Annotated in this window: 12 protein-coding genes and 1 pseudogene; 3 read left to right on the plus strand and 10 right to left on the minus strand. The window is 62.5% G+C overall.

Features of this window, described 5'->3' with window-relative positions:
• The first annotated feature begins 12 nt into the window (after positions 1-12).
• The 3 genes from atpE to IPK59_22655 all read left to right on the plus strand — a co-directional run bounded on the left by atpE (position 13) and on the right by IPK59_22655 (position 1,342).
• Positions 13-237 carry an ATP synthase F0 subunit C gene (gene atpE, locus IPK59_22645; GenBank protein ID MBK8161429.1) on the plus strand — a complete coding sequence of 75 codons (225 nt, stop codon included), beginning with the start codon at positions 13-15 and terminating at the stop codon, positions 235-237.
• Positions 238-344: 107 nt separating this feature from the next.
• Positions 345-836: a F0F1 ATP synthase subunit B' gene (locus tag IPK59_22650; GenBank protein ID MBK8161430.1), complete on the plus strand. Its 492-nt coding sequence runs from the start codon at positions 345-347 to the stop codon at positions 834-836.
• Positions 836-1,342 carry a F0F1 ATP synthase subunit B gene (locus IPK59_22655; protein ID MBK8161431.1) on the plus strand — a complete coding sequence of 169 codons (507 nt, stop codon included), beginning with the start codon at positions 836-838 and terminating at the stop codon, positions 1,340-1,342. Before IPK59_22650 ends, IPK59_22655 begins: the two co-directional genes overlap by 1 nt.
• A gap of 185 nt (positions 1,343-1,527) precedes the next feature.
• Here the strand turns inward: IPK59_22655 and IPK59_22660 are convergent, their stop codons facing one another.
• The 10 genes and pseudogenes from IPK59_22660 to IPK59_22705 form a co-directional block, all read right to left on the minus strand.
• On the minus strand, positions 1,528-2,040 hold the full coding sequence (locus IPK59_22660; protein ID MBK8161432.1) for a phasin family protein: 513 nt from the start codon (positions 2,038-2,040) through the stop codon (positions 1,528-1,530).
• A gap of 375 nt (positions 2,041-2,415) precedes the next feature.
• Positions 2,416-3,504, minus strand: coding sequence for a sn-glycerol-3-phosphate ABC transporter ATP-binding protein UgpC (gene ugpC, locus IPK59_22665; GenBank protein ID MBK8161433.1), 1,089 nt, complete (start codon positions 3,502-3,504; stop codon positions 2,416-2,418).
• Positions 3,505-3,572: 68 nt separating this feature from the next.
• Positions 3,573-5,111, minus strand: a complete 1,539-nt coding sequence (locus IPK59_22670) for an extracellular solute-binding protein (protein MBK8161434.1) — start codon at positions 5,109-5,111, stop codon at positions 3,573-3,575.
• 138 nt (positions 5,112-5,249) lie between these two features.
• Positions 5,250-6,279, minus strand: a pseudogene (locus tag IPK59_22675) (carbohydrate ABC transporter permease).
• Positions 6,276-7,148, minus strand: coding sequence for a sugar ABC transporter permease (locus tag IPK59_22680; GenBank protein MBK8161435.1), 873 nt, complete (start codon positions 7,146-7,148; stop codon positions 6,276-6,278). The pseudogene IPK59_22675 and the gene IPK59_22680 overlap by 4 nt, the downstream one beginning before the upstream one ends.
• 14 nt (positions 7,149-7,162) lie before the next feature.
• The gene (rbsK, locus tag IPK59_22685) at positions 7,163-8,098 is read right to left on the minus strand and encodes a ribokinase (protein ID MBK8161436.1); all 936 of its coding nucleotides are present in this window, start codon (positions 8,096-8,098) and stop codon (positions 7,163-7,165) included.
• Positions 8,099-8,104: 6 nt separating this feature from the next.
• The gene (locus tag IPK59_22690) at positions 8,105-8,560 is read right to left on the minus strand and encodes an RbsD/FucU family protein (protein MBK8161437.1); all 456 of its coding nucleotides are present in this window, start codon (positions 8,558-8,560) and stop codon (positions 8,105-8,107) included.
• A gap of 65 nt (positions 8,561-8,625) precedes the next feature.
• Entirely contained in the window at positions 8,626-11,010 is a 2,385-nt protein-coding gene (locus tag IPK59_22695) for an aldehyde dehydrogenase family protein (protein ID MBK8161438.1), read from the minus strand.
• A gap of 4 nt (positions 11,011-11,014) precedes the next feature.
• Positions 11,015-12,028, minus strand: coding sequence for a deoxyribose-phosphate aldolase (gene deoC / locus IPK59_22700; GenBank protein MBK8161439.1), 1,014 nt, complete (start codon positions 12,026-12,028; stop codon positions 11,015-11,017).
• A 189-nt stretch (positions 12,029-12,217) separates the two neighbouring features.
• Positions 12,218-12,940 carry a DeoR family transcriptional regulator gene (locus tag IPK59_22705; protein MBK8161440.1) on the minus strand — a complete coding sequence of 241 codons (723 nt, stop codon included), beginning with the start codon at positions 12,938-12,940 and terminating at the stop codon, positions 12,218-12,220.
• Between the last annotated feature and the right edge of the window lie 4 nt (positions 12,941-12,944).

A 12,944-nucleotide genomic window follows, 5' to 3' on the forward strand; every position in this document is an offset into this window, starting at 1 on the left:
AGGACATCCATCATGGAACTCGAAGCCGCGAAAATGATCGGCGCCGGTATTGCGGCACTCGCCCTCGGTGGCGCTGGTATCGGTCTCGGTACCCTGTTCGGCAGCTACATGGAGGGTGCGTTCCGCAACCCGGAAGCCCAGAGCAAGCTGAAGGTCAACCCGATGCTTGCCTTCGCGCTGATCGAAGCCACCGGTCTGTTCGGCTTCGTCATCGCCATGATCATCCTGTTCGGCTAAGGCCAGAACGGACGATCTCTAAGAACGTTGCGATTCTACGCCCGGCCGGCTCATTTTCAGAAGCCGGCCGGTTCGTAATCTCCAGTTAGAAGATTTGGGAGGGGATGATGCCCCAATTCGATCCCGCGATATTCTCGCCGCTGCTGGTCTGGCTGGTCGTGACCTTCGTGGCACTCTATGTGCTGATGTCGAAGCTGGCCCTGCCCAAGGTGGCGGCGATCATCGACCAGCGCGCCGAGCGCATCGAGGGGAATCTCGCCAAGGCGGAGCAGCTGCGCGCCGAAGCGGCTGGCGTCCTTGCTGCCTATGAGAAGGCGATGACCGATGCCAAGGCGGCGGCTCAGGCCGAGCTGGCGAAGGCTGCTGCCGAGATCGCTGCCGAAACCGCCAAGCGCGAAGCCGAATTCGGCAAGCGCCTCGCCGAGCAGACCCGTGTTGCCGAAGGCCGCATCAAGGCCGCCCAGACCGAGGCCCTAGCCCAGGTCAAGGCGATCGCCACGGATCTCGCTGCCGGCATCGCCGGCAAGTTGACCGGCGCCGGTGTCGATCAGGCAGCTGCGGGCGCCGCGGTCGATGCCATCGTGAAGGAGCGTGCGTGATGGAAGTCGAACATGAAATCAGCATGCTTGCCGACCCGCATTTCTGGGTCAATGTCGGCGGCCTGATCTTCCTGGCCTTCGCCGGCCCGAAGATCTGGAAGGCACTTGTCCAGATGCTCGACCAGCGCGCCATCAAGATCAAAGCCGATCTCGATGAAGCACAGAAGCTGAAGGATGAGGCCCAGGCCCTGCTCGGCGAATACCAGCGCAAGCAGAAAGACGCCCTGCGCGAAGCGGCCGAGATCATCCAAACCGCGCAGGCGGTGGCTCAACGCCAGGCGCGGGAAGCCGCCACCAATCTTGAAGCGGCCCTTGCCCGGCGCGAGAAGTTGGCACTGGAGAAGATTACCCAGGCCGAAGCCGCCGCCATCGCCGAAGTCCGCCGCGAGGCGGTCGATGTGGCAACGGCTGCCGCCCGCAAGTTGATCGCCGGCAGCCTCGACGACAGCCGTGCGAGCGCCCTGGTCGATGCCGCGATCAAGGAAGTCGACACCCGGCTCCATTGACCGGCGCGGTTTTTGAGAATGCCTAGAGGCCCGGGATGGCAACGTCCCGGGCCTTTTTCTGTGCTGCAGGGGCCCTTCCCGAGCAACCTCGCGGCACCCCCAAAGCAAAACCGCCCGGCACCTTGCGGTACCGGGCGGTTGTCAGCGCGGCTGCTCAGCCGGCGCCGTAGCGCGATCGTCGTGGCTTACTTCTTCGCGGCCTTGGCGAGCGCCGCCTTCACTTCATCGATCTGGGCGACAAAACGGCCCTGGATCAGCGAAGCGACTTCGGTGTTCGACTTCTGCACGAGATCGGTGATCTCACGCACATTGGCAACGGCCTGCTCGAAACCGGCCTTGGTCAGCTCGGCCTGCTTCACAAGCTTCTCTTCGGCGCTGGCCGGCTCGACCAGTTCCTTGGCGACCTTGCCGAACTCTTCAACCGCCTTACGGGCGATTTCGGCCTGGCGCTGCGCAACGGCCTTGACGCCTTCAAAGGCGGCCTGGTTGGCGGCGGTCAGAACTTCGAAGTTCTTCTTCTGGGCGGCAACGACGCCTTCGAAATCGAAGAGGCCGGCTTTGCCGTTGGCGAAGGTCTTGGAATAGTCACCGAACCACTTGCCGAAATCGGCCTGGATCTTGGTGAAATCGATTTTGGCGAAGTCCGGGAAAGCCGGGGTCGGGGTGGTGGTCTCGAAAGTGGTCTGGGTCTTGGCCATGGTGGCGTCTCCTCAGTAAAACGGTTCTAGAGAAATTGGTTTGTTGTGCAGTGCACAATCTGAAGGTCTATATGAGGCAGTCCCGACGCGAAATCAAGGGGTTTTTTGCTGCGCCGCAACAACATATATCAATCTCATGACGTATCAATGACTTAAACTATATTTTAGGATGACAAAAACAGGCTTTCAGGGCCGAAAACGCCGGCAACGGGTCCCGCGCTGCGTCATGAGCCCCAATCGCCCGACAGGAAGTTGCAAATCCCCGCGCGAAGCCGCGCATCGGTTTGACGATGATCAGGAGCAATGCCGCCGTTGGCGTCCCATTGTCGGAGAGTATCTGCCCGGCCGAGGGCAGCCGATAGAAAGGGGGAGGCCCTAGGCCGGAATGACGGCGCCGCCATCTTTCAGGAAGATGTGCATCTTCTCGGCGTCGATCGGAATGAGAGCCGTGTCGTCGGCCGCGGCCTTGGTATGCGCCGCCACCTGGGCGGTAAAGGGCGCGCCACCGGCGGTGCCGATGAGGAGGGTGTGGGGCCCCAGGGGTTCCACGTCACGCACCTTCAATTCGATTGTCGGCAGGAGCCGCCCGCCGGAGACGGTGTGTTCCGGCCGGATCCCGGCCACGACCTTGGCACCAATATGGGGCGCGTAGGCTGCGTGGCGGGCAGCCGGAATCGGAATGCTGAAGCCAGCGGCGCGGAAGCTGAGGCTGCCATTCTCGCCGCCGAGTTCGCCCTCGACGAAGTTCATGCTGGGCGCGCCGATGAACGCCGCCACGAACAGATTGCGGGGCTTTTCGTAGAGCGTGATCGGGTCGGCGGCCTGCTCGATGCGGCCGCCATTCATCACGACGACACGGTCGGCCATGGTCATGGCTTCGACCTGGTCGTGGGTCACGTAGACCACCGTTGTCTGCAGGCGCCGGTGCAGCGATTTGATCTCGGTGCGCATTTCGATGCGCAGCTTGGCGTCAAGATTGGAGAGCGGCTCGTCGAACAGAAAGACATCCGGGTTGCGCACGATGGCGCGGCCGATGGCGACGCGCTGGCGCTGGCCGCCGGACAATTGCTTGGGGCGCCGCTCAAGATAGGGCTCAAGGTTGAGGATGCGGGCGGCGTTCTTCACCGCCGTCTCGATCTCGCTCCTGGAGGTGCCGCGCACCTTCATGCCATAGCCGATATTCTCCCCCACCGTCATATGCGGATAGAGCGCGTAATTCTGGAACACCATGGAGCAGTTCCGAAGGCCCGGTCGCAGATTGGTGACGTCACGGTCGCCGATCTTGATCATACCCGAGCTTGCCGTCTCCAAGCCCGCGATCATGCGCAAGGTCGTGGTCTTGCCGCAACCGGACGGCCCGACCAATACGACGAATTCGCGCGAGGCGATTTCCAGATCGAGCGGCGGGATGACGGTAACGTCGCCGAAGGATTTGGTGATGCGTTCGAGGCTTACGCGGGACATGGCATGCTTCTTCTATGATGCGAAAGATGATCCCGCTCCGGCGCAAAACCGGAGCGGGATCCGGTAGCTTACTTCGCCGGCAGACCCATCGCAGCGCGATAGGCGGCAAGCTGCTTGTCGCGGCCGAATTCGTCGGTCAGACGATTCCATTCCTTGGCCACGGTGTCGAGCGCAGCTTGCGCCGTGACTTCACCCGCCAGAGCCTTGGAGAGTTCGATCTCCACGACTTCGGTATAGGAGAAGTAGCCCGGCAGACGCATGTCGAGGACCACGTTCTCGGCCGCCAGCGAATCTGCCTGGGCGCCCAGATATTCCTTGGCCTCACGCTCGCTGAACAGCTTCGACCACAGCGCAAGATCGGTCGTGTGCGAGATGCGGTAGGGGTTGACACCGGTACCGCCGGTGATCGCCGCCTGGCCCGAGACCTCGGGGCTGGAGAGGAACTCGATATAGTTCCAGGCCGCTTCCTGGTTCTTGGAGGAAGCGGGAACCGCCGCCTGCCAGCCGCCGAACGCCATGAACGGCGATTTGACGACCTTATCGAACTTCTTCCATTCCTTGGTTTTGTAGTCCCAGATCTCGGTGGCACCCGGCAGCACGGCCGAACCGACCTTGCCGGAGATCTTCGACTGCTTCGGATCCGCGGCGATGACACCCGTATCACCCCAGCCGATCGACTGCGCCACCTGGCCACCGGCCACGGCCGCGTTCACTTCGCCGAACGAGAAGTTGAGCGCGTTGGGCGGCGCCAGCTTCGAGGACTTCACATATTCCTCAAGCCCACGGACCCAGCCCGGGTTGTTGATCTCGGCATCCATGGTCTCCGGATTGAAGAACATGGCGCCTTTCTGGCCCGGGATATTGGTGTAGGACGCCGCATGGCTGAAGAAGAACCAGAATTGCTGGCCGCCGCGACGATAGGCTTCCGCCGTACCCCACAGCCCCTGATCCGGGCGCGTGAAGAATTCGGCGATGTCGAGATACTGCTTCCAATCCTGCGGCACAGCGAGGTCGTAGCCGGACTTGGCCTTGAACGCCTCTTTCTCCTTCGGATCTTCGAACAGGTCGATGCGATAGGTATAGGTATGGACGTCGCCGTCGATGGTCTGCGACAGCGTCTTGCCGTTCCACACCATCAGCTGCTCGCGGTAAATCGGCGCGATGTCATCCCAGGCGGCACCCTTGCGCATCGCTTCGGGCACTTCCGAGAGATAATCGGTGAAGTCAGGCGACCACGCCGGGGCGAAGCTCACCACATCGAAATTGGCTTCGCCGGAGGAGAGCGAGGTCACGATCTTCGGATAGAGTTCCGACCAGGGGAATTCGACCACATTGACCTTGCCGCAGGTCTTCTTGGCCCAGGCTTCACCCGCGGTCTGCAGGGCCGAGGCGATGTAGGGGCCGGTCTGCGAGGCGGCGGTCAGCGTGACGCCGGTGTAATCCGGCTGGCAGGCACCGGTCGCCGGCGCCGCCGCCGTCTGGTTGGTGGCTTCCGTCGCCGCCGGTGCGGGGGCGGCTTCAGTGGTTGCGGTGGTGTTGGAAGTGGCTGCCGCCTCCTCCTTCTTCTCCTCGCCGCAGGCACTCAAGGTGACCGACAGCGCAATCATCGCCGTCGCTCCGAGCAGCATCTTCCTCATGTTGTGGCTCCCATTCTCTCTCTTAGTTGTTGGTTGGCTTCGTTGTTAATTGGTTTGGCAATCATCGGTCGTCAGTGAACTTGGACAGTTGAACTCGGGTAGGGGCGATCACTTGATGGCCCCGAGCAGCAGGCCGGACCGCATGAGCCTGCTCAAGAGCGCCGCCATGATCATCATCGGAATGATGGCAACCAGGGCGGCGGCGGAAATGGACCACCATTCGTCGCCGCGCTGGCTGTTCTGGCCGGCGACGAGAATGGGCAGGGTTTGCCATTTGGCATTGGTAAGGAAGAGTGCAAACAGGAACTCGTTCCAGACGAAGGCCAGGGTAATCATGAAGGTGGCGATGAGGCCGGGCACCGACATCGGCAACACGATACCGGTGAAGATGCGCCAGCTCGGCACGTTATCAACCATCGCCGCCTCTTCCACTTCGAGCGGCAGGGCGGCAAAGAAGTCGCGCATCAGCCAGACCACGATGGGCAAGCTGAAGGCGATATAGGCCAAGACCATGCCGACATAGGTGTCGACCAGCTTGAAGCCCATGCGCCCCACTTCGGTGTACATGAGAAAGAGCGCGAAGGCCGTCACGATGGGCGGGAACATGCGCTGGCTGACGAACCAGAAGATGATGTCCTCATTGCCCAGCACCGGCCCCGGCACGCGCAACCGGTTGGTCACCAGCGATACCGCCAGGGCGACGATGAAGGCGATCAGCATCGAGGCGGCGCGGCCGAAACCCAACACGTAATGGCCCAGCAGATAGCCGCTAAGTGCCACAAAGAAGAACGCGAGTCCGGAGGCGAGTTTGACCTTGAAGGGAAACCGTACCAGCGCATAGGCAGCCATCGCGCCGATCGCTGTCGCCAGCACAGCCGAAGAAAGGCCGATCACGGTCGAGGCGATGACATTGTTGAAGAACTCGCCGCGCTCGCCGGAGAACAACTCCCGCCAGGCCTGCAGCGACGGTTCGAAATCGACGAAGGGAAGGTAGGTGGCACCACCCACCACCGAGATCGACGTCTTGAACGAGGTCACCGCCACCCAATAGAGCGGGAACAAGGGTGAACAATGCCCAGAGCAGACAGCCGAGCAAAGCGAACTGGCGCGGCGCGCCTTTGAGGGTGCGGATGCTCATCTATGTTTCGCCAGATAGGGTTTGAGGATTGCGAGATAGACGACGCCGATCACCGTGATGACGATCAGGAACAGGAACGACAAGGCAGAGGTGTAGCCGAGGTTGAACTTCTTGAAGCCCTCCTGATAGGCGAACAAGGTCAGTGTCTCGGTCGAGATGCCTGGCCCGCCGCCGGTCATGACGAACACCGTATCGATGATCTTGTAGCTCTCGATCAGGCGGATGAACACGACGGCGACCGAGATTGGCAGCATCATCGGGAAGGTGATGTCCCAGAACTGTCGCCAGGACGACGCGTTCTCCAGCGCCGCCGCCTCATAGACATCATCCGGCAAGGTGGCGAGGCCGGCCAGCAGCATCAGGATGATGAAGGGCGTCCATTGCCACACCTCGACGGTGATGAGCGCGCCGATCGCCCAATGCGTCTCGGTGAGGAAGGGCAGATTGGGGAAGCCCAGCGACGTCATGAAATGATTGAGCGGCCCCACCGTCGGATTGAAGATCTGGCGCGCGATGAGTGCCACGGCCACGGGTGCGATCAGCATCGGCAACAGGAAGCCGACACGGAACAGCTTTTCGCCGGGCACCTTGGCGAACAGCGCCAAGGCGACCGCGAAGCCCAGCACATATTGGATGGCGACCGAGACAAAGGCGATGATGCTGGTGGTCCAGGTGACCTGCCAGAAACGCGGATTGATGAGGAGATTGCCGTAATTCTCGAGGCCGACGAAACGCGGTGGCGTCGGTGGCACCAGGCGGAAGCTCATGAAGCTGGTGGTGAGCGAATAGATCAGCGGAAAGATCGCAATCGCCAGCACGACAAGCAGTGCCGGCCAGATGAAGAAATATTTGATCGGATCGTTGCGCATCTTGGCCTACCCAATCATCTTTTTTTTGCCAGCATCGCGTCGATTTCGGCCCGCGACGGCATCGCTGGCGCCGTGCCCCGCTTGGTGACGGAAAGGCCAGCAACTGTACAACCAAAGCGTACAGCTTCGGCGGGCGCTGTGCCATCGGCAATCGCAGCGGCAAAACCACCGACAAAGGCATCGCCGGCCCCAGCCGTATCGATCACCGTCCCGGCCGCCACGGCCGGCACGTGGATCGACTCTGTGCTGGAGTGCAGCAAGGCGCCTCGCTCACCCAACGTGATCAGTGCGTTTCTGGCCCCCTTCGCCAGGAGGGCGTCGCCGGCGCGGCGCGCATCATCGAGGCTGTCGAGTGCAAAGCCGACCAGGGCCGCCGCTTCGCTCTCATTGGGCGCGATATAGTCGCACAATGGAAACAATGCTGCCGGAAAGGGTTCGGCCGGCGCCGGATTGAAGATGGTGATGACGCCGGCCGCCTTGGCGATTTCGAGCGCCCGTTGCGCCGCCGCCACAGGCTGTTCCAATTGCGTCACAAAGACTTTGGCACCGCGAATCTGTGCCGCTGCCGCATCGACATCGGCCGGCGACAGGGTCCCGGCGGCACCGGGATAGACGATGATCGCATTCTCGCCGGTCTTGTCGTTGACGTAGATGAAGGCGACGCCGGTTGGATCGGTATCGGACAGGCCCACCTGGGCGTTGATGCCTTCATCTTTCCAGGTCTTCTGCGCGATCTCGCCGAATGTATCGCGGCCGATCTTGGAAATGAACGTCACCTTGGCTCCGGCCCGCGCTGCCGCCACCGACTGATTCGACCCCTTGCCACCCGGCCCCATCTTGAAGCCGGAGCCGGCGATGGTCTCGCCGATCTTCGGCATCCGATCGCCCATGAAGGCAAGATCGGCGACGAAAATCCCAAGGATGACGACACCTTCCTGTTGCGCGCTCATGAAGGATTACCGCGCATCGGGCGGAATGACGCCCTTGGTGAACATGAAGCAACCATAGAAGCGCCGCTCGCCCGTGGCGATCACGCAATAGGATTTCTTGGCGAGTTCATAAAAGGCCATGCGCTCGACCGAGACCAGCGGCCAGGACTTGCCCTCGGCACGGTCGATCTCGGCCTGCACTTCCTGCTGCACCGCCGGCACTTCCTTAGGCGCACCGACGATCTCCATGCGCATCGCCGCGTCCGGGATGAAGGTATCAAGCGGCATCAAGGAGAGGATGGCGCGCGTTGCCTCCGCGGTGGTGACGCCGTCCATCCGCAGCAGGCCACCAAGGACCGTCTGCTTGGCAACCGAGGCCGCCGGGAAATTGGTGTCGCACAGAACCAGGCGATCGCCATGGCCCATTGCACGCAACGCAAAGAGAATGTCCGCATTCAACAGCGGGTTGATGTTCTTCAGCACGAGCTATTCCTCCCCCTCTTTCGACGTCCACGGCTCTAGATGACCGCTTGCTCCAGTCACTCTATTCACTCGCCATAGGGAATCCAGATATTCTTCACCTGCACCGCATGGCGCAGCAGGATCGGCCCTTCGGCCGCTTGCCCATCGAACCAGTCCGTCAGCAAACCATGGTCGACCAGCAGGCGCTTCAGATTGCCGACCGACAATCTCTCGGCCATCGCCGCGTTTTCCTTGGTCCCGAACACCCATAGCGCATCGACATCGTCATGCTCGGCCAGCGTCTTGGTGAGATCCTTGGCGGCACCCGTCACAATATTGATGACGCCGGCCGGCACATCGGATGTCTCGATGATCTGGTAGAAATCCGTGGCCGCCAGCGGATGCCGTTCCGACGGCACCGCGACCACGCGGTTGCCCATGGCGATCAGGGGCGCCACCAGCGAGATGAAAGCCAGCAGCGGTGCTTCATCGGGGCAGACCACGCCAACGACGCCGATGGGTTCGTTCATCGCCAAAGCGACGCCGCGCAAGGGCGGGGTATGGACAGTACCTTCGAATTTGTCGGCCCAGGCGCCATAGCTGAACAGGCGTGAAATACAGGCCTCGATTTCGGCATCCGCCTTGGCCTTGGAGACACCGGTCATGGCGGCGATGCGGCCGGCGAACTCCGCGGCACGGGCGGAGAGATTCTCGGCCAAGTAATAGAGAATCTGCGCACGGTTATGCGCCGTGGCCTTCGCCCAGCCCTCGGCGCCACGGGCGGCAGCGACCGCGTTGCGGATATCCTTGCGGTTGCCCTCGCCAACTTCGCCGAGCTTCGCACCCTTGGGCGACAGGATCGTGCGCGAATAATTGCCGTCGGGGCGCGCCTGCTTGCCACCGACGAACAGCTTGGCCGTGCGGTCGAGGGTCGGCGTATCAAAGCCGCCAACCGCAACCTCTTCCTTAACTTCCGCACCGACAGCGCGTGCCTTGCGCCCGCTCCAGGCCTTCGGTTTCAGGTATTCATAGGCGCCTTCCTTGCCACCCTCGCGGCCATAGCCGGATTCGCGGTAGCCGCCGAAACCGACCGCGGCATCGAACAAATTGGTGGCATTGATCCAGACCACGCCGGCCTGCAGCTTGGGGGCGATGTCGAGGGCAAGACCGATGGTCTCGCTCCACACACTGGCAGACAAGCCATAGCGCGTGTTGTTGGCGAGCATCACGGCTTCATCGGGCGTGCGGAATGTCATCGAGACCAGCACCGGGCCGAAGATCTCTTCCCGCGCCACGGTTGCCGCCGTGTGAACATTGCTGAGCAAGGTTGGCGGATAGAAGGAACCACCCTTGGGCAGGTCGATATTGGGCTGGAAGAGGTCAGCGCCCTCGGCGACGCCGGTCGCCACCAGCGATTTGATGCGCTCCAGCTGTACCGGTGCGACGATGGCACCCATGTCGATGCATTTGTCGAGCGGCATGCCGACGCGCAGAGTGGCCATGCGCCGCTTGAGACGCGCGAGGAACGTCTCGGCGATGCCTTCCTGCACCAGCAGGCGGGATCCCGCACAACAGACCTGGCCCTGGTTGAACCAGATCGCATCGACGACACCCTCGACGGCGCCGTCGATATCGGCATCATCGAACACGATGAAGGGCGACTTGCCACCGAGTTCCAGGGTCAGCGACTTGCCCGATCCGGCGGTCTTCTCGCGGATGAGTTTGCCCACCTCGCTGGAGCCTGTGAAAGCGATCTTGTCGATGCCGGCATGGCCAACGATGGTGGCCCCCGTGCTGCCGTCACCGGTCACCACATTGAGGACACCCGCCGGCAAGCCGGCTTCGGCGGCGATCTCGGCAAACAGCAGGGCGGTGAGTGAGGTGAATTCTGCCGGCTTCAGCACGACCGTATTGCCGAGCGCCAGGGCCGGCGCCACTTTCCAGGCGAGCATCAGGAGCGGGAAGTTCCACGGGATGATCTGGCCGACGACACCCACCGGCACCTGGTCGGCGAACTCACTCGCCTGCAATTGCGCCCAGCCGGCATGATAATAGAAATGCCGCGCCACCTGCGGCACGTCGATATCGCGCGTCTCGCGAATGGGCTTGCCGTTATCGATGGCCTCGACCACCGCGAGCAGCCGCGCATTGCGCTGCACCGCGCGCGCCAGCGCATAAAGATGCCGCGCCCGTGTATGGCCGGGGAGCTTCGCCCAGGGTCCCTGGGCCTTCCGCGCGGCAGCGACCGCCTTCTCGACATCGTCCGCGCCGCCCTGCGCCACGCGGCCGAGGATGCTCCCGGTCGAAGGATCGACGGCATCGAAATACTGGCCGCCTTCCGGCTTCACGAACGCACCGCCGATGAAATGGCCGAAGCCCGCCTCATGGCGCTTCAACCAGGCACGCGCCTCCGTATCGGCTTCCGGCGCCGGGCCATAGGACATCTCGTCGAAATAGCGGGCGACACTCATGGTCTTATCCTGCGGCATGCCGGTTATAGGCCGAATAGCGGCCGGTCACATGATGTTCAAGCTGGCGTTCGATGTCCGCAAGCAGGCTCGAGGCGCCGATGCGGAAGAGATTGGGCTCCAGCCAAGGGCGCCCCAATTCCTCCTTCATCAGGAACTGGTAGTTGAGCACATCCTTCGCCGCTGAAATGCCACCGGCCGGCTTGTAGCCGATCTTGAAGCCGGTGCGTTCCTGATACTCGCGGATCATGCGGATCATGATGAGGGTCACCAGCAAGGTGGCGTTGACGCCTTCCTTGCCGGTCGAGGTCTTGATGAAATCGGCGCCCGCCATCATGCAGACCAGCGACGCCCGCGCCACGTTGCGCATGGTCTTCAAATCGCCGGTCGCGAGAATGGCCTTCACATGCGCTGGCCCACAGGCCGCGCGGAAGTCGCGCATCTCGTCATAGAGCGCCTGCCAATTGCCGGTCAGCACATGTTCGCGGGTGATGACGATGTCGATTTCCTGCGCCCCGTCTTTGACCGACGCCTCGATTTCCTTGAGCTTGATGTCATGGGGCACCAGGCCCGCCGGGAATCCTGTGGACACCGCCGCCACCGGAATACCCGATCCGGCAAGCGCTTCGACGGCCGTCGCCACGAAGCGGTGATAGACGCAGACCGCCCCCGTGGTAAGGCCGCGATCAGCCATGCCGAGCGCCTGCAAAATGTCGGCGCGCACCGGCGACTTCGCCTTGGCGCAGAGCCGCTGCACACGCGCAACGGTGTCGTCGCCGTTCAAGGTGGTGAGGTCGATGCAGGTGATGGCCTTCAGCAGCCAGGCCGCCTGGGCGTCCTTCTTCACAGTGCGGCGGCCAGGCAGGCTTGCCACGCGCCGTTCGGCGGCGGAAAGGTTGACCCGCACGCCCTGTACCCAGCCGAGATCGAGCGGCATCGCCACATTACGCGCCACATCATTGTGTCCCGCGCCATGAACCGCCTGGGACCCACCGATGGGCGCGATCTTGAGATCAGCCATGCCGACACCGTTTGCGAAGAGCGCGGGGCAAGCGGCAGACGAAAGGTGTCCGGCAGACCCTAAGGCCAGCCTGGCGGTTTCCTCCCATCCGACGCGTCGTTTTCCGGCGCTTGTTATCATTCTACCAAAATCTGATCGCTTTATGACATCGAGCCGGCAACCCGTCAAGCCTCGGCTCCTGCCCTTTTCTCAGGCTTCGGGCACCTTTCCCCCGTCTTCGGTGATGATCGAGCGGAAATCGGAGAGTCGCGCAAAATAGGCCGGCTTGATGGTGCCGAACTTGCTCGCATCCACCACCAGATGGCTCTCCTGGGCGCTGGCGATCGCCTTCTGCTTGATCGGCACCTCATGGAAATGTGAGCAGCTGGCACCGCGCTCCACGGCGACGCCTCCGGCCGAGATGAACGCCTTGTTGATGCCGAACCGCCCCAGCGGCTCCAGCCAGTCGCCACTGGAAAAGGTGGCCGAGGCAGGGTGATAAATCCCTCCCAGCATGATCATCCTGATGTGCGGTTTTTGCGCCAGTCGCTCCGCCACGTTCAATGAGTAACAGATCACAGTGACGTTCAGTTCCTCCGGTATTTGCTGGGCCAGATGATCGAGCGTCGAGCCACAATCGATGAACACGGTATCGTCCGGCTTGATCAGTTTGAGGGCATGGGCGCAGGCGCCGGCCTTTGCATTGGCATGGCTGTCCGCCTCGCGGCCGAGTTCATAGCCGCCGGCGATGTCGTCGGCGCTGACGATATGGCCGCCCAGATAAGCAAAGCGGTCGGGCATGGCGCCGACATCGCGCCGCACCGTCATCTCCGAAACACCGAGCAGTGCCGCCGCATCGCGCAGATGCAGCACGCCGCGCCGGGCCAGGGCGTCGGCCAGTGCGTTCGCACGCTCTGTCTTGCGGGTCGACATGGAT

The sequence above is a fragment of the Rhodospirillaceae bacterium genome, assembly GCA_016712715.1.
Lineage (GTDB): Bacteria > Pseudomonadota > Alphaproteobacteria > Dongiales > Dongiaceae > Dongia.